The organism is Arcicella rigui, from assembly GCF_034929435.1.
GTDB classification, from domain to species: domain Bacteria; phylum Bacteroidota; class Bacteroidia; order Cytophagales; family Spirosomataceae; genus Arcicella; species Arcicella rigui.
Genome location: NZ_JAYFUM010000021.1, coordinates 71,213 through 90,468 on the forward strand (window position 1 = coordinate 71,213; position 19,256 = coordinate 90,468).

Below are 19,256 nucleotides of genomic sequence, written 5' to 3' on the forward strand. Positions count from 1 at the left end.
GTTCTGAAGATATTTTATAAATAGTATAAAAGAATTAAAATTTTACAATTCTTAAAGTTAAGAACGAAAATTGATGCTACAAAATTATTTGTCTTTGGTATTTCCAATTCAGACAAAACTCTTGAGCGTTCCTTTATCTTTTACTTTTATTCCCTTATCTGTTAGTTGAACATTGGCACATTCAAACTGCGGGTCATGGTCGAAAAACAAAAGCCAATCTTTTTCTATGGCTTGTGTAAGTAACGAGGCCTTTTCTTCCATCGTCTGCAATGGACGAACATCATAGCCCATTACATAAGGCACAGGAATATGAGCATGTGAGGGAATAGTATCAGCGATAAATAGGATTTCTTTTTCTTTGTACGACACCAAAGGCATTAGCATCTTTTCTGTATGACCATCCGCCGTAAGAATCTGAATATTTTCAAAAGGTTTTTCTACTTTATCAACAAAGTATAATTGACCAGCTTCTTGCATTGGAAGAATATTTTCTTTGAAAAATGTTGCCTTTTCACGTTGATTAGGTTTCAAAGCAATTTCTAAATGAGCAGAGTGAGTCCAGTAGCGAGCATTCGGAAAAGTCATTTCAAATTTTGTTCGGTCGCTGTTCCATTTTACGGCACCTCCACAATGGTCAAAGTGTAAATGACTTAAAATTACGTCCGTCACATCATTTTCAGAATACCCTTTCTCTCGAATAGATTTCACCAATTCGCCCTCGCCGTGTCGATAGTAATAACTTTGCCATTTTGCTTCTTGCTTGTTACCCATTCCGGTATCAATAAGAATTAATCGGTTACCGTCTTCTATTAAAAGACATCGCATTGCCCACGAACATAGATTGTTCTCATCGGCAGGATTCATTTTGTTCCAGAAACTTTTTGGCACTACGCCAAACATAGCACCGCCGTCTAATTTAAAATTTCCAGCATCTATTGTATGTAATTGCATGGTTTGATGGTTTTGTTTTGTTAAATTATTGCAAGTTATTAGAAGTTGTGTACTTTGAGAAGTTTTCGAGATATATTCATTTGTAAAAAACATTGAAGAATAAAGCTAAACGATATTTATATGAAAGCAGCGATTGTTTTATCAGGTGGAGCGGCCAGAGGAATTGCCCATTTAGGAGTACTCAAAGCCCTTCAAGAACAAAAAGTAGAAATTACTGCTATTTCAGGTTGTAGTGCGGGAGCAATAGTTGGAGCAATGTTTGCCGCAGGATATTCACCTGAGCATATTTTTGAGATTGTAGTTTCCACAAATACCTTACGAGCTTTGCGACCAGCTTGGAGTAGAGTTGGCTTACTCAACATGAAAAAAGCAGAAGAAATATACTCTGTTTATTTACCGCACAACTCCTTTGAAAACCTAAAAATTCCTCTAACAGTAAATGCTACCGACTTGTACAATGGCGAAATTATCTATTTTTCAACAGGCGAATTACTAAAACCAGTCATGGCATCATGTTGTATTCCCGGTCTTTTTGAGCCTATTATACACAATCACAAGACCTTAGTAGATGGTGGAGTATTGAATAATATGCCAATAGAGCCACTTTTAAATCAAAATGAGTTTATTATTGGTAGTCATTGTAATCCCTATGGACTATCCAAATCGCCAAAATCAATGGCAAGTCTTGTACAAAAAGCCCTGTTCTTAGCAATAAATAATAACTCACAAAGTAGAATTAAACAATGCAATTTAGTTATCGAGCCACCACTTCTAAAGAACTTCGACCCATTAGACATTAGAAAAGCTAAAGAAATTTTCAAGGTTGGTTACGAATTTGCCAAAACACTAAAAGTGGGCGAAAACTAAAAATAAATACGTGATTTCTCGAAAAAATACTATTTATCTAAAACCAAGTAAATATACGTAATAGCTTCATTTCCTTTAAATAAAGCCAAATAATCAATTAACCAAATCAACAATATACGTAAACATTGTAAATACTCTATATAAATGGTCTCAATTATCAATGAAAAGGCCTTAATATGTATTAAAAGCATCGTTTATCACAAAATAAATGAAATGATATTAAAGTTCGTATATTATCATATCTAAGAATTTTGCACAAACATCAATTAGAAAGATTTAAAAATAAATTAGAATATTTATATTTTTAAATTAATTTTAAACTAAGTAATTTTTCGTACCATATTTTTGTGTAAAACATCTAAAAAAACACATCAGTCGTCGAATTTTCTCTTCTAATCTAAATAAAGGCAATATGGCTTTTTACCTATTAAAAGAACAGTAATGATAAAAAAATCAGAATAAAATATTGCCAAATACCCATGTTGACATGAATTTTATTCTGATTTTTGACAAAAATTAAATTTTAATTAAATTTTATTTTGATTGCCTGTTACAATTTTTTAAATTCATCAGTGTTTAACACGATTAAACTTTCATTAAACAAATTTCAACCAAAACTAAATTAGTACATGAACAAAAAATTACTAACAGTTTTCCTGTTTACTATGTCTTTTTGTATGAGTATTTTTGCTCAAGACAGAAAACTTACGGGGAAAGTGACCTCAGCCGAGGATGGTTCAGGTCTTCCAGGTGTATCGGTACAATTGAAAGGTAGTACAAAAGGGACTACAACTGATGCAAGTGGAAATTATTCACTTATATTACCTTCTCAAGGAGGTGTAGTTGTCTTTTCATTCGTAGGGATGACCACTCAAGAAGTTTCAGTTGGTACAAAATCGGTAATTGATGTTAAATTAGGAGCCGACACCAAACAACTATCAGAAATCGTTGTTACAGCGATTGGTATCCAGCGTGATAAAAAAGCCTTAGCTTATGCTGTTTCTTCTGTAAAAGGTGATGCTTTGGCTCAAAGATCAGAACCTGATGCCCTACGTTCTTTGAATGGTAAAGTTCCAGGAGTAAACATTATCAGTGGTGGTGGAGCTCCAGGACAAGGAACTAAAATTACCATTAGAGGTAACAATTCATTTACTGGTAATAACCAGCCTTTATTTGTTGTTGATGGTATTCCGTTTGATAACTCTGTTAATGCTACTGACGGTTACAACAATAATACGGTAACTTCAAACAGAGCTTACGATATTGACCCTAACAACATCGAATCAATGACTGTTTTAAAAGGGGCTGCTGCTGCTGCACTTTATGGGTCAAGAGCATCAAATGGTGTAGTGGTTATCACTACAAAATCTGGTAGTAAATCTGTGAAGAAAGGCTTGGAAGTAACTGTCAACTCTTCAGCTTCAATTGAAAATCTTTCTACTGTTCCAGACTATCAAAATGTTTATACTCAAGGTTCGAACCAAATCTACAATGGTGGATTTATCGGAAACTGGGGTACAGTTTTCCCTTCGGAAGTAGATAGAATTAATGCTCAGTTAGGCTTTGAACGTTATTCAAAAACTATCGTTAGTGGTTATCCAGAAGGAACAGTACCTCATCCATTGGTAGGTGTTGCTTATGGTGCTGCAAGATATAAGTCTGTTTTCCCTGAATTACTTGATGCAAATGGTAATGCCATTGCTGTTCCATTACAATCTTATGACATTGTGGGAGGATTCTTCAAGCAAGGGAAAGTAATTGAAAACGGTATCAATATCTCTTCGACTGGTGACAAAACTTCATTAAACGCAGGTATTTCAAGAATGCAAAATGATGGTATTGTACCAAACTCAAATACTTCACGTACAAGTTTGAACTTTGGTGGAAATGCTACATTAACTAATGGCTTAATTGTGAGTGGTAACGTAAACTACGTTTTAACTACTCAGCAAAGTCCTCAATCTGGTGCTTCATTCTTCAGTGATTATGGTAGTGGTTCAACTGGTTCGATTTATGACCGTCTTTTCTATCTCCCAAGAAACTACAATTTGAATGGTTACCCATTTGAAAACCCAGTGGATGGAACAAACGTTTTTTATCGTGCATTGGATAACCCTTTAAGAGTTGTAAAGTACAACCTATACAATAGTACTGTAAACCGTGTGTATGGAAACATGGCTCTAAGTTATGACGTTACTCCATGGTTAAACTTATTGGCAAAAGGTGGTATTAACACTTACTCTGAAGCAAGAAGTAATGTGATTCGTCCGGGTGGTGTTGCTTATATCAATGGTCAGGTATCAAAATCAAACTTAGTAAATACAGAAACAGATTTTACATTTTTAGCTACGGTAAATCATGATATTAATGAAAAAATTGGTCTGAAATTCTTAGTTGGTTTTAATGCTAACGAAAGAGAATTTAGCAGAGTAAGTACAACAGGTCAGAATGTTATTGACCCTAACTTATTAACGCTTTCAGGTACTAAACAACAATCAAGTAGCCAGTACAACTCTTTAAGAAGACTATATGGTATTTTTGGAGAGGCAACAATTTCTTATAACAACTATGCTTATCTGACTGCCAGCGTAAGAAATGACCACTCTTCAACACTTCCTGTTGCTAACAATAGTTATATGTATCCAGCTGTTAGTGGTTCATTTGTATTTACAGATGCTTTCAACCTACCTAAAAATGTATTGAATTTTGGTAAGATTCGTGCAAACTATGCTACGGTTGGTAAAGATGCTTCTCCATATTCTGTTAATACAGTTTATAACCTTGGAACAACTTATATCCAAGACAACGCTATCGCTCTTGCCAATATCTCAAGTACTTTGAATAACGTCAATTTAAAACCTGAGTTTACAACCGAAACTGAAATTGGAACTGAACTTCAATTCTTCAATAACCGTATCGGTGTTGACCTTGCTTACTTTAACAGAAACTCAACTGATTTGATTGTATTAACAAGAGTTCCTTCTTCATCAGGTTTTTCTTATAGAAACATCAACGCAGGTAAAATCAACAACAACGGTATTGAGTTAGGTTTAACATTAGTTCCGATTAAAACTAAAAGTGGATTTACATGGACTTCTTTTGCCGCATTTACCAGACTACGCTCTAAAGTAGTTGATGCTGGACCTGCTGGAGAAATTTACTTGGGGGGAACAGGCTCATCTAACTTGGGAACTATGCACAGAAATGGTGAACCTTTTGGTATGATTTACGGTAGCCAATATGCTCGTGATTCTAATGGAAATTTATTGATTAATGAAAGTACTGGTAAACCAATTTATCAGCCTCAATCAACATTATTAGGAAACCCTGCTCCTGACTATACTTTAGGTTGGACAAACACTTTCACTTATAAAAACTTTACTTTATCTGCCTTGTTGGATTACAGAAAAGGTGGAAAAATGTATTCTGTGACTGCTGCTTCATTGTTATTACGTGGTCAATTGAAAGGAAGTGAAGACAGAGAAGGTTTACGTGTAATTCCAGGTGTTTACGGAGACCCGCAAACTTATGAACCAATCTTGGATTCAGAAGGAAAAGTAATTCGTAATACTACTGCAATGTCTGCTTTTGAATACCACTTCTCAGATGGATTCGGTGCTTATGGAGCAGATGAAACGAATGTTTATGATATTACTACAATTAGAGTAAGAGAAGTAACCTTAGGATACACTGTTCCTAAAGCATTCTTAAACAAAAATCTTGGCTTTATCGGTTCTCTTAGAATTTCAATGTCTGGTCGTAACCTTTGGTTTTATGCACCAAACATGTTAAAAGGCTTGAACTTTGACCCTGAAGTACTTTCAAGCTTTCCTGATTCAAACGTTCAAGGCTTTGACTTAGGTGCAGCACCTTCAACTCGTCGTTTTGGGGTAAATATTTCAGCAACATTCTAATTCAACTCTTTTTCTTGATTAATAAAGCAAGTTGTCTTTTTATCATTAAAAAATACGATTCTTATGAAACATACATATAAAATAATTAAAAGGCTTATTTGGGGAATTGCACTCGTTACTTCTGTTGGTTCTTGTAGTATTACAGAATTAGACATAAATAATGACCCTAATAACCCTGTCCAAGCAACCCCGGATTTGTTACTTCCAAATGCTGAATTAGCAGCAATTAACAATATTGATATTTACAATACCGCTGGATTTGCTGGACAGTTAAACAGTGCTGATGACTTCAACTTAAACAACAGTTCATACAACGGTACTTGGAACTTCTTTTATCAGTCAACTCAAAATATTGAAGGGTTGATAAATGCAACAAAAGATGTTAATAGTCCACATTACTTGGGTATAGCACAAACGTTAAAAGCATTTGCGGTTGGCAACTTTGTGGATACATTTGGTGATATTCCATATACTCAGGCTTGGTTAGGAAATAGTGCTGATCCAAATTTTGCACCGGTATTTGATAAGGATAGCGATGTATATGAAGCTTTAATCAAATTGTGTGATGCAGCAATTGCCAACTTTGCAAAATCAAGCCCTGTAACTGTAAAAAATGATATTATTTACAGCGGTAGTATTACAAAATGGGTAAAATTGGCAAAGTCTGTTAAATTGAGACTTTTACTAAACTCACGCAAAGGTAGAGCAACAGGCAACAGCGATTTGATTGCAGCTTTTAACGCTGGAGGATATATTACTTCTTCAGCAGATGATTTTACATTCAAATACGGTTCTCAGTTAAATGCTGATGGTAGTGATGGCAGACATCCATGGTTTCAAAATGCGTACTTAGGAGACAACGGCTTTAGTTATATTTCGCATCAATTGATGTCTGAAATGATTCTCAACAAAGACCCTCGTTTACCTTTCTATTTTTATCGTCAAACTTCTACCGTTTTAGACCCTGCTAACCCTACTGATAGAGGTACTATTCCGTATGGTGGAACATACTTAGCTCTAAAAACAACTTTCTTAAACAACTACAAGAAAGTTTATGGTACTTTGACAAGTGCAGATTTGGCTTATATTGCTGGTTTCTTTGGTAGAGATCGTGGAGATAACACTGGTGCTCCACAAGATGGTGCTTTACGTACTGCTCCAGGATGTTACCCTGCTGGAGGTTTATACTCTGGTCGTGAAATTGCTGCAAAAGCTTTAACGGGTGGTACTAAAGGTGGCAATGGTATTTTACCATTAATCACAAGTAATGATATTAAATTCTATCAAATTGAAGCTATCTTAGACGCTGGTCTTACTGGCGATGCCCGCTCAATCTTTGAAGCGGCTATTCGTGAACATATTACCCGTGTTGTTAATTTAGGTTTAACAGTTGACCCTACTAATGCTAAAGCACCAGCAAGTACAGATATAACTGATTATGTTAATTCTTGGTTAGCTCAATATGATGCAGCTCCAACTAATACTGCTAAATTGAATATCGTAATGAAACAAGCTTGGTTCTGCCGTTGGGGACAAGGAACGGAAACATGGAATGGACTCAGAAGATTAGGCTATCCAACTGCTATACAGAATCCAATTCTTAAACCAATCCGTCAGTTTGCATTACGTAAACCTTATCCATCACAAGAAGGTAACTTAAACCCTAATGCTGTCGATAAAGTAACTAATGTTATTTTTGACCGTGACCCTATCTTCTGGGATAAAGTAAAATTGAAGTGGGAATTTTAAGCTGAATTGTTATTTTTATTGGTGTTATTATAGTGCATCAATTAATATGAAGTACTGTATAATCATCTTTCAACAAAAAAAAAGAGAATATGAAAAAATTAGTAACATATTTATTCGTACTTGGTTTGCTTTCAGTAATTTATGCTTGTAGAGATGAAAGTCTAAACCCCGTACCACAATGGGAATATGCTGTCCATGGTTTTACAGTTTTTGATGGCATTGCATTTAACGGCAATATCAATAGTAGACCACAAAAGTATGAGTCGGATTACGCAGTAAACTTCCCAGCAAGTGGTCAAGATAATGCAAAAATTAATTTTAAAACTCGTTGGGTTTCACTTGACAATAAACTCACTGTAAATAAAATTGAGTTATACATTAATTTCACAGAAGACTATACAGACCCTGATGGTAACCCTAAAACTGCTGATTTAGGAAGTGGTGTAGGTAAATTATTAGCTACCATTTCAAATGTACAGGGAAATCGTGTTTGGAATTCATATAGTGTAACTCCTAAGCAAATTTATGACCTTTATAAAGATGCAACAGTTAAATATGATAAAGTTAATGCTGTAAAGGTATTCAGTAACCCATCACACCCACGTCCAACAGGAAAATGGTTTGATGGTAATACTGATAACTTTATTTTGACTTGGAGACTTTATACTACCGACGGGAAAGTATTCAAAACTTGGAATCAAGCTTCTGTTTGTGCAGATTTAACATCTGTATCAGAAGCAAACTCGAATTGCCAATTAGTTTGGTCTGTAAACTAATTGCACATATTTGGTGAATGCTACTAATTGCTTTAAAACCCATAAGAGTCAAAATAGACTTTTATGGGTTTTTTATTTTAGCAATTTGTATTTTGTTGTGTGTATTACAAAATCTGTTAATTGTTATTTCAGAACGAACTTTTAAAAAGTAGTTCTTAAAAAGTATATTGAAAAATCACATTCATCATTTCCTGTGTTGAATTCCAGCCATAAGTAATTTTTTGAGGAGGATTAAATCTATTTTCGGGATTTTTAGAAGTATTGTCATAAGTAGCCTCGGCATATATTACCGACTCTGCAGGAATTAGTAAAGGTTCTTTATACTGATAGGTCATCTGCCAGTTAAAATCCCATTTTGAAATTTTAATAAGTGGAATCATTTCTCCATTAGGGGTAATTGCAAAACATCGCAATGACTTGCCCAACAAATGTAAATGTGGTTGAACTGAAAGTAAATGTATTGGATAAGGTATCTTTTGTGATTTTGCAAAAAATGTAATAACAGTATCAGGAGCTATCTCAAAAGGTTTATTGGTTATGTCTTCTTCATGTAAAATGAAGGTCTGAATCTTTTTTTCAATTGTATCTTTTGCAAAATACAAATTGACTACTGAGCTATCTTGCTCATTTTCAAGATTGTTAGGAGCATAATGAACATTTAGAAGTAAATCACTTCCCGCCTTTAAAAACTTTGCAGTCCCTTTAGGATACTCTATCGGAGTATTTCCGGGAACCCAACCTACCCAAAACTCTTCTTTCATCCTAACTTTAGCAAAGTCAGCAATACTTGGATCATCAATTGATTTTGCATCTGTTTGTCTCATTAATTGTGTTGTATCCACAGAAAGACGTGCATGATGAACATATTTCTTGTTACCAGCACGAAACTCAATTGATTTTATAAAAGTGTCTTCTTTTAAATTAGTAGGTAATGAAAATAAAATATAGTCCTCTTTGTTCTGAGAAGACAATGTAAACTTCTTGTTCCAACTTAGTACCAAATCAGGTTTTTTGTTCAATTGGCTGTTTTCTTCAAAAATAGGTAATTGAAATTTTTCTTTAGGACCTTCAGGCATACCGTCTTGAATCCAGACTTTAATGGTAGCAATTTGCCCAACCGTTAATCTTCTTACATTTTTAAATTCACCAAATCCATGATCTGCTTTCCAAGGAGGCATATATCGCATCTCTGTTACTTTTAATATGAATTGTGCTCTTTTAACAACATCACCGTAAGTAAGCAAAGAAAAAGGAGCAGATTCACCTTTTCGGTGGCAAGGACTACAATTTTGATGAATTATAGGAGCAATGTGTTCAGTGAAGTTTATTTTTTGTGATAACACCAAACAAGAATTACTCAAGACTAATAGTATAATAAACACTACTCTTTGTACATCATTATTCAATAAAGCTTTCATAATTATCTTTCAATATCACAGCCAACGGCTTTTGTTAGATTGGGATCTACTTTCTTCTTATTAAATACAGATAAAATTGCATTTTTTAGATATAAACTATCGGCTTTAGCTCTGGCTTTGCCAAGTTGATAATACCAATTATCTATCGCTCCTTGGTATTCTAATTTTCCTGAGTGATTAACTACAAATACTTCTGGAGTAATTGTAGCATTAAACATATTCGCAAATAGATGATGGCTATCTAACAATGAAGGATAATTCAAGTGAAACTTGTCATTAAAAGCTCGTATCTCAGTTGAAGTAGCACCTTTAGTAGGAAAAACTGTATAGAAAGCAATACTTTTCGGATATAAATAATCAAGCTCATTTTTAATTTTCACCAAAGTACTTGTGTATCTTTGACTAATAGGGCATTCTGTATCTAAAAAAATAAATACATTCAGCTTATTCTGTTTGACCTGATAGTTTTTTTTATCAATGTCCGTAAAATTTAATGATGACCTGATTATTACCTTTTGCCCATACAAACTATTGGCACTCAGAATTGAGAATAATAAAATCAACCGAAAAAAAATCATACTGCTTTTCATAAATTTTGTCATTAATTTCACTTTAGTCGATATAGTGTAACACATAAATATAAACTAAAATGATACAAAAAAAAAATCGTCTGCAAATTGAACATTTGCAGACGATTTCATAGGTTTTAGAAGGTCTTTGGGTGATGTGTTAGTGATGAAAGTGGTAAGATATTCTATCTGAAGTCTTCGGAAAGATTATAAATCACTTACTTCTTAATAATGTCGCTTTGGGAGATTTACGAATTAATTCTCTGATTACTCCTACTCTTCTTCGTGAAACGTGAAATTCTTGACCATCATTTAATCTGACTATCAATCTTCTATCGTCTTTTCTACAAGAGATAATGAAAGATAAATTTACTAAGTGACTGTTGCTGATACGAATAAACGACTGCTCGTTGATTCTGTTTTCCATAACACCTAAAGTTCTCGAAACTACTAATCGTTCACGATTGATGGTATGAATGGCGGTATAATTCACATCACTTTGTAGATAAAGAATTTCATCTAATGCTATTTCATCATTTCTATTGATGGATATTTTTTTTACCATTTGATGCATTATTACTAATACAAAAATGCACGAATAAAGTCTTTTCTATTTGCTTAAAATCGACAAAAATTTGTTCATTTAAGACAAAATAACAAAAAAATACAAATTTCAGATGCAATCAACTACAAAAAACACTATTTTTCTTGTTTGAGATAGTCGGATGGTGCTATTCCATAATATTCTTGAAATACTTTGGTGAAGTAAGATAAACTTTCAAAACCCACACCAAAGGCTACGTCTGAAACATTGCCAGAGCCTGATTTCAATAGTTCGGCTGCTTTTTTCAATCTAAAATTACGTATATACTCAACTGTTGTTTGATTCGTTATTGATTTAATTTTACGCCTTAACTGAACTGTACTCATATTCATTTCTTCGGCTAAATGTCCAATCGAAAAGGAACTATCATACAAACGCTTTTCAATTATCTCATCAAGTTTTTGAATAAAAAGTATTTCGCCCTTATTTAATTTTGTCTCTTCTGCCACAGGTACTTTTATAGTAGGTACTTGGGGCAAAATTTGCTCAAAATCTTCTACTACTTCTACTTGTCTATCGATGATGAGAATTTGGCTGTCTAATCGTGAGGCTTCAAGCCAATAATCAAAACTTACAGGTATAGTCAATTTAAAACTTTGTGAAGACAGTAATCCTTCTGAAAATTCAAGTTTTGCCCTGAGTGATGCCAACAGTTCTTTCAAGAAAAAAAGTCCAAGCCGCTTTTCATCGTAATCATTCCACTGTTTATCATAAAAGCCTGTCTTAGTTTTGTCGGAGTTAATATCTATTGGAGGTTTACTCTCAATTTGAATTGCGACTATTCCCAATTTTTCATCATAAAAAACATTACAAATAATCGTTTCGAGCCCTTTCTTTTTATTGGTTTCGTAAAGTGTGTTGATAATTTTACTTAATTTTTCTTCATCAACAAAGCCATGATATACTTCTCGATTTTGATTTAGTTCAACAATCACATTTTCGTTATGTAGCATAAAATCAGTGCTTTGTGCTTGTAAATAGGTCACTAATTCTATTGCCTGAATCTGTACTTTTTTTCCTTCAATTTCAGTCACTTCGTTTAACCCAGAGTTTTTCAAAAGTAACTTTGTAGCCAAAACTCTCTCCTTTTCATAATTCAGAATTACTCTATAAACCAAGAACACGAATAGTACAATTTTTAATACTTCACAAAAATTCAAATAAAGATTTACCCAATCATAATCAATAAGTTGTAAAAGCCGCAACTGTAAAAATACAAATCCAATAAAACTTGAAATGAAGGAAAGGGCAATCAGATAATCGAAGTAAATTTTCCTGATGAGTGCGTAAATAAAAAGTCCCAAAATTGAAAACTCTATTACGAGCGTATTCTCAACGGTGAGTTTCAATATCAGCCAGTCATAATGAATGATTAATGCGATAATTAAGCTGATGGCTGTAAGTATATTTATTCCTAAAAACCATCTTACCCAAATCGGATACATACTTTTGATGGGCAGAAGATGGAACGTTACGAAAATACAAGAAAGTGGCAGTAAGCGATAAGGTAAGTTATTAATCAAGGAAGCATATTCTGGGATTTGGGTAAAGGAAGTACCAAAAGGTAGATGGTAGCTTAAAACAACAATTGTAGTGAGGCACGAGTGCAATGAAAATACAATAAAGGTAGTTTTGCGAATCAGAAAAAATGAAATAATTAACAATAGTACATCCACGAGCATCAACATTCCGTTGAATATCCATTTTGAACGTTCATTTTTATTGAATTTTTCTTCAAAAAGTTTGAGTGGCAATAATGAAAATTTAGAATAAAAACCTCTTTCACTTTGAATCCTGATTAAAATGGTTTGTGGAGTATTTTTTTCAAGTGAAAAGTTGAAATTAGGATTTTCGGTATGATAATTTCTCTTGGCGGGTGCTACAAAACTACCGCCTGTCAAATGTTTGGATACAGTATTTTTATTGAGAAAAAAGACATCAATTTTTTCGATTAATGGGTTTCCGCAGTCTAAAACCCACTCCGACTTCTCATTTGCTTGAACGTTGATTCTCAGCCAATGAGTAGCATCTGTAAATTCAAAATGAACAGCCTTCTTGTTGTAAGGAGTGAATCTTTTTAATTGTATCTCTTCGGGTTTTTCTGAGCAACCAGAAGTTTTGTAATACTCAAAAGAAGTCAAGGTATAAACCTCTGTATTCTTTAAATGAGTAATCGTTTGGGAATAAGTAAAACACTGCGTCCCTGAGAAAAATAGAACTACGGTCAGTACAATTCTTCTCAAATACTGAGTAAACAACATTTAGGATATATTTTTGCTTAGAGATTTGTTTTCAAGATATTTTGGGTGAATTATTAGATTATGAATAATAAAATTCAAAATATTACTATAAAAAAGGTAAATATAGACAAAGAAAAAGTCTAAACAATAATGACGATTGAAAAAAATAAAGGTCAAGAAATAAAAACTTATAGATGAACGATTAATTTATTTTTTTTATCAATAAATGTCTTAAACCTAAAATCTAAACATAACTATGAATCGAATTGATAGACTTTTTGGCATTTTCACTTTACTTCAATCCAATAAATATGTCTCGGCTGAAAAAATTGCGGAGAAGTTCAATATCAGTATTCGTACTGTGTATCGAGATTTAAAAGCAATGGATGAGTCGGGGATTCCTTTGGGTTTCGAGAGTAACAAAGGCTACTTTATTGTTCAAGGATATTTTTTGCCTCCAATTTCACTGAGTAGCGAAGAAGCCAATGCACTTTTATTGATGGAATCAATCGTGTATCGTTTTTCTGACAAATCAATCCAAAAACATTATTCAAATGCCCTAAATAAAGTAAAAGCGGTGCTGCCCAATGCCCAAAAAGAAAAAATCAATTCGCTGGCAGAAAGTATTAAATTTCAAGGGCCTACACAAGAACAAAGTTTTGAATACTTATCCACTCTTCAGCAATGTATTTCAGCCAAAAGTATTATTGAGTTTGAATATAAAAATAACAAAGAAGAGATAAGCGAACGGAAAGCAGAGCCCATCGGTCTGATTTTTTATGCCTTCAATTGGCATTTAATTGCTTGGTGCTATAAACGTAATGAGTATCGGGATTTCAGGGTTTCTCGCATACTCAATGTAAAAGATACGCATTCGCCTTTTTTACAAAAAAATCATCCTCCATTAAGTGAGTTCATGAAAATATTGCCCGTAAAATATTAAAATTTGAAAAGTACTGACATAGGGTTGTCAGTGAGGCATTGTTGTTTTGTAGAATCAAACCAAAAAACTTACGACAATGATTAATGTGTTTTTGAAAGAATTAGACCAAGAGGCAGTAAGTACCCGAAAAATGCTTGCTATTATCCCTGATAATAAATTCGATTGGCAGCCACACCCCAAAAGTATGACTATCAGAGCTTTATCAACGCATATTGCGGAACTTCCCTCATGGATTACGCTTGCTTTAACAACTGATGAACTTGATTTTGCAGAAAATACTTATAATCCTGAGAAAGTAAATGCTACGGCTGAAATCTTAGCACTATTTGAAAAGTCATTAGAAGAAAGTAAAATTCATTTATTGAATGCCAAAGAAGAACAGCTTGATGAAATGTGGACTTTGAGAAGTGGTGATACTATTTATAGTTCTACTCCCAAAAGTGAAACCATTCGTCATGCTTTTTCACAAATGGTTCATCATAGAGCTCAGTTGGGCGTTTTTCTAAGATTATTAGATATTCCGATTCCGGGTTGTTATGGGCCAAGTGCCGACGAGATGGGTTTATTTAAGGAACGATAAAACAAAAAGCCTCATAATCAATTGATTATGAGGCTTTTTTATGTGGGCCCACTTGGAATCGAACCAAGCACCTACTGATTATGAGTCAGTTGCTCTAACCGAATGAGCTATAGGCCCTACAAAGCTATTTTCGTCTTTGTGTCGCAAAATTAGACTTTTTAAAGTATTTATACAAAATATCTTTTTAAAAATTCTTTTAAACCTTTTTGTTTGTGAAGTATCTAACCGGCGATTTAAGTATTTTTTCAACATTTAATCATTAAAAAAATGAAAACTAAAATAACCTCAGTCATGTACTTATTTATCGCCGTTTGTATGATAAGTATTCAGAATCTATCTGCACAAAGTTCTAAACCACAAAAGGTTAGTCCTGACGAGAAAAATCCAACACAAAGGATAGACAAGCAACTTGAACGCCTACAAAAAGAGCTGGAACTTAGCCCAGAACAAGTAAATCAAATTAAACCTTTGATTGAAGAAAGAGTAAAAAAAAGAGAATCAATTAGAGAAGCTAATGATAAACTACACGACCAAATGGATGATTTGAGAGAGTTATCAAAAGCACAAGATGAAAAACTGAAAACAATCCTAAGCCCAGAGCAATTTGCCAAGTACAATAGTAGAAAAGAAGAGTTAAAAGATAGATTCAGACACAGAAACCGAAGAGGCGACAGACGAAGATAAATTTAAAAGCGATGCAAAGTTGATTTGCATCGCTTTTTTTGTAGTAAATTGGATAGTATTCACATAATGTTTTGATTGCCGATTACATTTGAGAACTTGTGAAAAATAATGCACCTTTAAATATAAAATAGTAAAGAAAAAATTGTAATTTTCAACTAATGAAAAATATCAAATGAATAAGCGTAAAATTGTAAATGACCCAGTTTATGGATTTATCAATATTCCAACAGAACTGATTTTTGATTTGATTGAACATCCCTATTATCAGCGTTTACGAAGAATCAAGCAATTAGGAATGGCCGAATATGTGTATCCTGGAGCTTTGCATACTCGGTTTCATCATGCTTTGGGGGCAATGCACCTGATGAATGAAGCTCTCATCACACTCAGGAGTAGAGGTCACGAGATTTCGAATGAAGAGTTGGAGGCAGCTCAAATTGCGATTTTATTACACGATGTCGGACACGGCCCATTTTCTCATGTCTTAGAGTCAATCATACTCAACCAAGTCCCGCATGAGCATATTTCATTTTTGATGATGGAAGAACTCAATAAAGAATTGGGGGGAGCTTTGACTTTGGCTATCGAAATGTTTACAGGTAAGTACGAGCGAAAGTTTTTTACGCAACTTATTTCGAGCCAATTGGATGTTGATAGAATGGACTATTTGAACCGAGATAGTTTTTTTACAGGAGTTCGAGAAGGCTTTATCGGTGCTGATAGAATTTTGAAAATGCTCGATATTGTGGACAACCAATTGGTAGTAGAACAAAAAGGAATTTACTCTATCGAAAATTTCCTGACAGCACGCAGACTGATGTACTGGCAAGTGTATTTGCACAAAACATCTATCTGTGCTGAAACCATGTTAATTCAGATTATCAGAAGAGCCAGAGAACTAATCAGAGCAGGCGAAACAGTATTTGCCACACCTGCATTTAAGCTTTTTTTAGAAAATGATGTAAGCCTTGATGATTTCATGGGAGACATAAAATACTTAAAAGCTTTTGCCGAAATGGACGATTATGATATTTGGGCTTGCGTAAAAATTTGGGCAAAACATCCTGATAAATTACTCTCGAATATTAGTAATATGTTGTTGGAAAGAAAATTGTATAAAATAATTATCCAAGACACTCCATTTGAATCATCTTTTCTTGAAAAAATTCAAATTGATTTATTAGCCCAATCAGGAGTTGAAAAAGAAGATTTGTCATATTTGATGATACAGGGAAACACATCAAATGCAGCCTATCTATCTGGAAAACAAAACATTAACATCCTAACAAAAGACAAAAGAGTATTGGATATTGCTGAGGCTTCAGATTTACCAACGATAAAGGCATTGAGCAACATCGTCAAAAAATATTATATATGTTGGGCAAAGAATGTATATTTGCGGTAAAATAAGTTAGGCGAAACAGTCCAAAAACAACCACCAACGACCACAAACCCACGAATGGAATTTACCGTTGAACAAATTGCTCAGATGCTGAATGGAGAAGTTAGAGGAGACAAAACCCTGAAAGTAAACCAATTAGCTAAAATAGAAGAAGGAACAGAAGGCTGTATTTCATTCTTGTCTAACCTTAAATATGAGCATTTTTTATATACTACAAAAGCATCAGCCGTAATTGTAGATAAAACATTTGAACCAAAAAAAGATAATTATCCAACCTTAATCTTGGTTGATAACGCCTATTCAGCTTTTACAACACTCCTCCAAGAGTATCAAAAATTCCTTCAAAATCAAAAAAAAGGGATAGAACAGCCTACTTATATTAGCTCTTCTGCTACTATTGGCGAAGATGTTTATATAGGAGCTTTCAGCTATATTGCTGATGGTTGCAAAATCGGGAATCATGTAAAAATTTACCCGAATGTATGTATTTTGGATGCAACGGTCATCGGTGATTATACCACGATTTATCCCGGCGTAAAGATATATTCAAACACCATTATTGGCAGTAATTGTACTATTCACGCAAATGCGGTAATCGGAGCAGATGGCTTTGGTTTCGCCCCACAAGCTGACGGTACTTATAAAACAATTCCGCAACTGGGGAATGTAATTTTAGAAAACCATGTAAGTATCGGAGCAAATGCTACTATTGACCGTGCTACGATGGGTTCGACTGTCATTAGAGAAGGAGTAAAAATTGATAACTTAGTACAAATTGCCCACAATGTTGAAATTGGCAATAATACCGTAATAGCCGCCCAAACTGGCGTAGCGGGTTCGGCAAAAGTGGGGTCAAATTGTATGATAGGTGGTCAGGTTGGTGTAAATGGACACATCAACGTTCCGAACAAAACCATCGTTTTAGGACAATCTGGGGTTACAAAAACTTTCCATAAGGAAGGTTTAATTCTGGCAGGAAAACCAGCAACTGAAAATTTAGACTACTTAAAAGCACAAGCTCTTCTTCGTAAACTACCAAGTACCGAAAAGCGTCTGAGAGAATTAGAAAATAAGTTTAAAAGCAATGAATAACAAACAGCATACTATCAAACAATCTGTTACAATGTCGGGCGTAGGTTTGCATACTGGCGTTGTTGCCAATATGACGTTTTTACCTGCTCCACCTAACCACGGGTACAAATTTCAGCGTGTAGATTTACCAAATCAGCCTATCGCTGATGCCGACGTAGATCACGTTGTAGATGTATCCAGAGGTACTACTATCGAACACAATGGTGCAAGAATCAATACCGTAGAACACGTATTGGCGGCAATGGTAGGTTGTCAGATTGACAATGTTTTGATACAATTGGATGGACCAGAACCACCCATTATGGACGGTAGTTCAATCAAGTTTGTTGAGGCGATTCTTGAAGTAGGTTTAGAAGAACAAGATGCTCATCGTAAATTCTTTGAAATTCCATCTGAAATCAGATATAAAGATGCTGAAAGAGGGGTTGAATTAGCGGCTTTACCTTTGAATGATTATCGCCTAACGGCGATGGTTGACTATAATTCAAAGTTTTTGACAAGCCAGCACGCTAATCTAACTTCGATGAGTCAATTCAATGAAAGCTTTGCTAAATGCCGTACTTTCTGTTTTGTTCATGAATTAGAAGCACTTTATAAAGCTGATTTGATTAAAGGTGGCGATTTATCGAATGCAATCGTGATTGCTGACCGTGATTATTCAGAAGAAGAATTGAACCACTTAGCTATGGTTTTAGGAAAACCAAAAGTAAGTGTTTCAAAAGAAAAAGGTATCTTGAATAATTTAGAATTATATTATAATAATGAAATGGCTCGCCATAAATTATTAGATATGATTGGAGATTTAGCCTTGGTTGGTCGCCCAATTAAAGCTCAGATTTTGGCAGCTCGTCCGGGTCATGCGGCAAACGTTGAGTTGGCGAAGAAAATCAAAAAATTGATGTTGGAAACTGAGAAAAACAAAGTACCTCAGTACGATCCAAAACAACCTCCTATTTTTACTTTCGACCGTATCTATCAATTGTTACCTCACCGTTATCCTTTCCAAATGGTTGATAAAATCATTTATTTAGATGACCAAAGCGTAGTAGGTATCAAAAACGTTACGATGAACGAAAATTACTTTATGGGGCATTTTCCAAACAACCCCGTAATGCCAGGCGTAATGCAAGTAGAAGCGATGGCTCAAACAGGCGGAATTTTAGTACTTAGCTCTGTGCCAGACCCAGAAAACTATTGGCCATATTTAGTAGGTATCGAAAATTGTAGATTCAGAAAAAGCGTTGTTCCAGGCGATACAGTAGTCTTTAAATGTGACTTATTAGCTCCCATCCGTAGAGGAATTGCAAAAATGCACGGAGTAGCTTACGTTGGCGGACAAGTAGTATGCGAAGCTGATATGACAGCAAGTTTGGTAAGAAAGAGTTAATTATCACGAATAATTATTATTGTTAGCATCAAAGAAAACATTTCTGTATTTTCGATAAAATATGATAATACATAATAATT

Annotated in this window: 15 protein-coding genes and 1 tRNA gene; 10 read left to right on the plus strand and 6 right to left on the minus strand. The window is 34.3% G+C overall.

Going from position 1 to position 19,256, the window contains the following annotated elements:
• Positions 1 to 108 precede the first annotated feature (108 nt).
• Positions 109 to 951 carry an MBL fold metallo-hydrolase gene (locus tag VB248_RS16990; RefSeq protein WP_323298007.1) on the minus strand — a complete coding sequence of 281 codons (843 nt, stop codon included), beginning with the start codon at positions 949 to 951 and terminating at the stop codon, positions 109 to 111.
• A gap of 120 nt (positions 952 to 1,071) precedes the next feature.
• On the opposite strand from VB248_RS16990, the gene VB248_RS16995 reads away from it, so the two are divergent.
• From VB248_RS16995 to VB248_RS17010, 4 genes are all read left to right on the plus strand, one after another.
• Positions 1,072 to 1,818 (plus strand): patatin-like phospholipase family protein, encoded by a 747-nt coding sequence (locus tag VB248_RS16995; RefSeq protein WP_323298008.1) that lies wholly within the window; start codon positions 1,072 to 1,074, stop codon positions 1,816 to 1,818.
• 629 nt (positions 1,819 to 2,447) lie between these two features.
• On the plus strand, positions 2,448 to 5,732 hold the full coding sequence (locus VB248_RS17000) for a SusC/RagA family TonB-linked outer membrane protein (RefSeq protein ID WP_323298009.1): 3,285 nt from the start codon (positions 2,448 to 2,450) through the stop codon (positions 5,730 to 5,732).
• A 63-nt stretch (positions 5,733 to 5,795) separates the two neighbouring features.
• The gene (locus VB248_RS17005; RefSeq protein WP_323298010.1) at positions 5,796 to 7,481 is read left to right on the plus strand and encodes a SusD/RagB family nutrient-binding outer membrane lipoprotein; all 1,686 of its coding nucleotides are present in this window, start codon (positions 5,796 to 5,798) and stop codon (positions 7,479 to 7,481) included.
• 89 nt (positions 7,482 to 7,570) lie between these two features.
• Positions 7,571 to 8,257, plus strand: a complete 687-nt coding sequence (locus tag VB248_RS17010; RefSeq protein WP_323298011.1) for a hypothetical protein — start codon at positions 7,571 to 7,573, stop codon at positions 8,255 to 8,257.
• 155 nt (positions 8,258 to 8,412) lie between these two features.
• Here VB248_RS17010 and VB248_RS17015 read toward each other — a convergent pair whose 3' ends face one another.
• The 4 genes from VB248_RS17015 to VB248_RS17030 form a co-directional block, all read right to left on the minus strand.
• Positions 8,413 to 9,675 carry a monooxygenase gene (locus VB248_RS17015; RefSeq protein ID WP_323298012.1) on the minus strand — a complete coding sequence of 421 codons (1,263 nt, stop codon included), beginning with the start codon at positions 9,673 to 9,675 and terminating at the stop codon, positions 8,413 to 8,415.
• 2 nt (positions 9,676 to 9,677) lie between these two features.
• A complete protein-coding gene (locus VB248_RS17020) occupies positions 9,678 to 10,277 on the minus strand; it encodes a thioredoxin domain-containing protein (protein WP_323298013.1) in 600 nt (199 codons plus the stop codon).
• Between the two features lie 181 nt (positions 10,278 to 10,458).
• Complete coding sequence (locus VB248_RS17025) at positions 10,459 to 10,809, minus strand: LytR/AlgR family response regulator transcription factor (RefSeq protein WP_323298014.1); 351 nt, start codon at positions 10,807 to 10,809, stop codon at positions 10,459 to 10,461.
• A gap of 134 nt (positions 10,810 to 10,943) precedes the next feature.
• On the minus strand, positions 10,944 to 13,109 hold the full coding sequence (locus VB248_RS17030) for a helix-turn-helix domain-containing protein (RefSeq protein WP_323298015.1): 2,166 nt from the start codon (positions 13,107 to 13,109) through the stop codon (positions 10,944 to 10,946).
• 235 nt (positions 13,110 to 13,344) lie between these two features.
• On the opposite strand from VB248_RS17030, the gene VB248_RS17035 reads away from it, so the two are divergent.
• Both VB248_RS17035 and VB248_RS17040 read left to right on the plus strand, forming a co-directional pair.
• Positions 13,345 to 14,031, plus strand: coding sequence for a helix-turn-helix transcriptional regulator (locus tag VB248_RS17035; RefSeq protein WP_323298016.1), 687 nt, complete (start codon positions 13,345 to 13,347; stop codon positions 14,029 to 14,031).
• A gap of 76 nt (positions 14,032 to 14,107) precedes the next feature.
• Positions 14,108 to 14,611 carry a DinB family protein gene (locus VB248_RS17040; RefSeq protein ID WP_323298017.1) on the plus strand — a complete coding sequence of 168 codons (504 nt, stop codon included), beginning with the start codon at positions 14,108 to 14,110 and terminating at the stop codon, positions 14,609 to 14,611.
• 43 nt (positions 14,612 to 14,654) lie between these two features.
• Here VB248_RS17040 and VB248_RS17045 read toward each other — a convergent pair.
• Positions 14,655 to 14,728 (minus strand) — tRNA-Ile (locus VB248_RS17045).
• Between the two features lie 150 nt (positions 14,729 to 14,878).
• Between VB248_RS17045 and VB248_RS17050 the strand changes: the two genes are divergently transcribed.
• From VB248_RS17050 to VB248_RS17065, 4 genes are all read left to right on the plus strand, one after another.
• Entirely contained in the window at positions 14,879 to 15,295 is a 417-nt protein-coding gene (locus VB248_RS17050) for a hypothetical protein (RefSeq protein WP_323298018.1), read from the plus strand.
• Between the two features lie 172 nt (positions 15,296 to 15,467).
• On the plus strand, positions 15,468 to 16,700 hold the full coding sequence (locus tag VB248_RS17055; RefSeq protein ID WP_323298019.1) for an HD domain-containing protein: 1,233 nt from the start codon (positions 15,468 to 15,470) through the stop codon (positions 16,698 to 16,700).
• Between the two features lie 54 nt (positions 16,701 to 16,754).
• Entirely contained in the window at positions 16,755 to 17,789 is a 1,035-nt protein-coding gene (lpxD, locus tag VB248_RS17060; RefSeq protein ID WP_323298020.1) for a UDP-3-O-(3-hydroxymyristoyl)glucosamine N-acyltransferase, read from the plus strand.
• Positions 17,782 to 19,176, plus strand: coding sequence for a bifunctional UDP-3-O-[3-hydroxymyristoyl] N-acetylglucosamine deacetylase/3-hydroxyacyl-ACP dehydratase (locus VB248_RS17065; protein WP_323298021.1), 1,395 nt, complete (start codon positions 17,782 to 17,784; stop codon positions 19,174 to 19,176). Before lpxD ends, VB248_RS17065 begins: the two co-directional genes overlap by 8 nt.
• Positions 19,177 to 19,256 lie beyond the last annotated feature (80 nt).

Coding starts and splice junctions, on each gene's coding strand:
- VB248_RS16990 (WP_323298007.1), bottom strand. CDS start 951: ATGCAATTACATACAATAGATGCTGGAAATTTTAAATTAGACGGCGGT.
- VB248_RS16995 (WP_323298008.1), top strand. CDS start 1,072: ATGAAAGCAGCGATTGTTTTATCAGGTGGAGCGGCCAGAGGAATTGCC.
- VB248_RS17000 (WP_323298009.1), top strand. CDS start 2,448: ATGAACAAAAAATTACTAACAGTTTTCCTGTTTACTATGTCTTTTTGT.
- VB248_RS17005 (WP_323298010.1), top strand. CDS start 5,796: ATGAAACATACATATAAAATAATTAAAAGGCTTATTTGGGGAATTGCA.
- VB248_RS17010 (WP_323298011.1), top strand. CDS start 7,571: ATGAAAAAATTAGTAACATATTTATTCGTACTTGGTTTGCTTTCAGTA.
- VB248_RS17015 (WP_323298012.1), bottom strand. CDS start 9,675: ATGAAAGCTTTATTGAATAATGATGTACAAAGAGTAGTGTTTATTATA.
- VB248_RS17020 (WP_323298013.1), bottom strand. CDS start 10,277: ATGACAAAATTTATGAAAAGCAGTATGATTTTTTTTCGGTTGATTTTA.
- VB248_RS17025 (WP_323298014.1), bottom strand. CDS start 10,809: ATGGTAAAAAAAATATCCATCAATAGAAATGATGAAATAGCATTAGAT.
- VB248_RS17030 (WP_323298015.1), bottom strand. CDS start 13,109: ATGTTGTTTACTCAGTATTTGAGAAGAATTGTACTGACCGTAGTTCTA.
- VB248_RS17035 (WP_323298016.1), top strand. CDS start 13,345: ATGAATCGAATTGATAGACTTTTTGGCATTTTCACTTTACTTCAATCC.
- VB248_RS17040 (WP_323298017.1), top strand. CDS start 14,108: ATGATTAATGTGTTTTTGAAAGAATTAGACCAAGAGGCAGTAAGTACC.
- VB248_RS17050 (WP_323298018.1), top strand. CDS start 14,879: ATGAAAACTAAAATAACCTCAGTCATGTACTTATTTATCGCCGTTTGT.
- VB248_RS17055 (WP_323298019.1), top strand. CDS start 15,468: ATGAATAAGCGTAAAATTGTAAATGACCCAGTTTATGGATTTATCAAT.
- lpxD (WP_323298020.1), top strand. CDS start 16,755: ATGGAATTTACCGTTGAACAAATTGCTCAGATGCTGAATGGAGAAGTT.
- VB248_RS17065 (WP_323298021.1), top strand. CDS start 17,782: ATGAATAACAAACAGCATACTATCAAACAATCTGTTACAATGTCGGGC.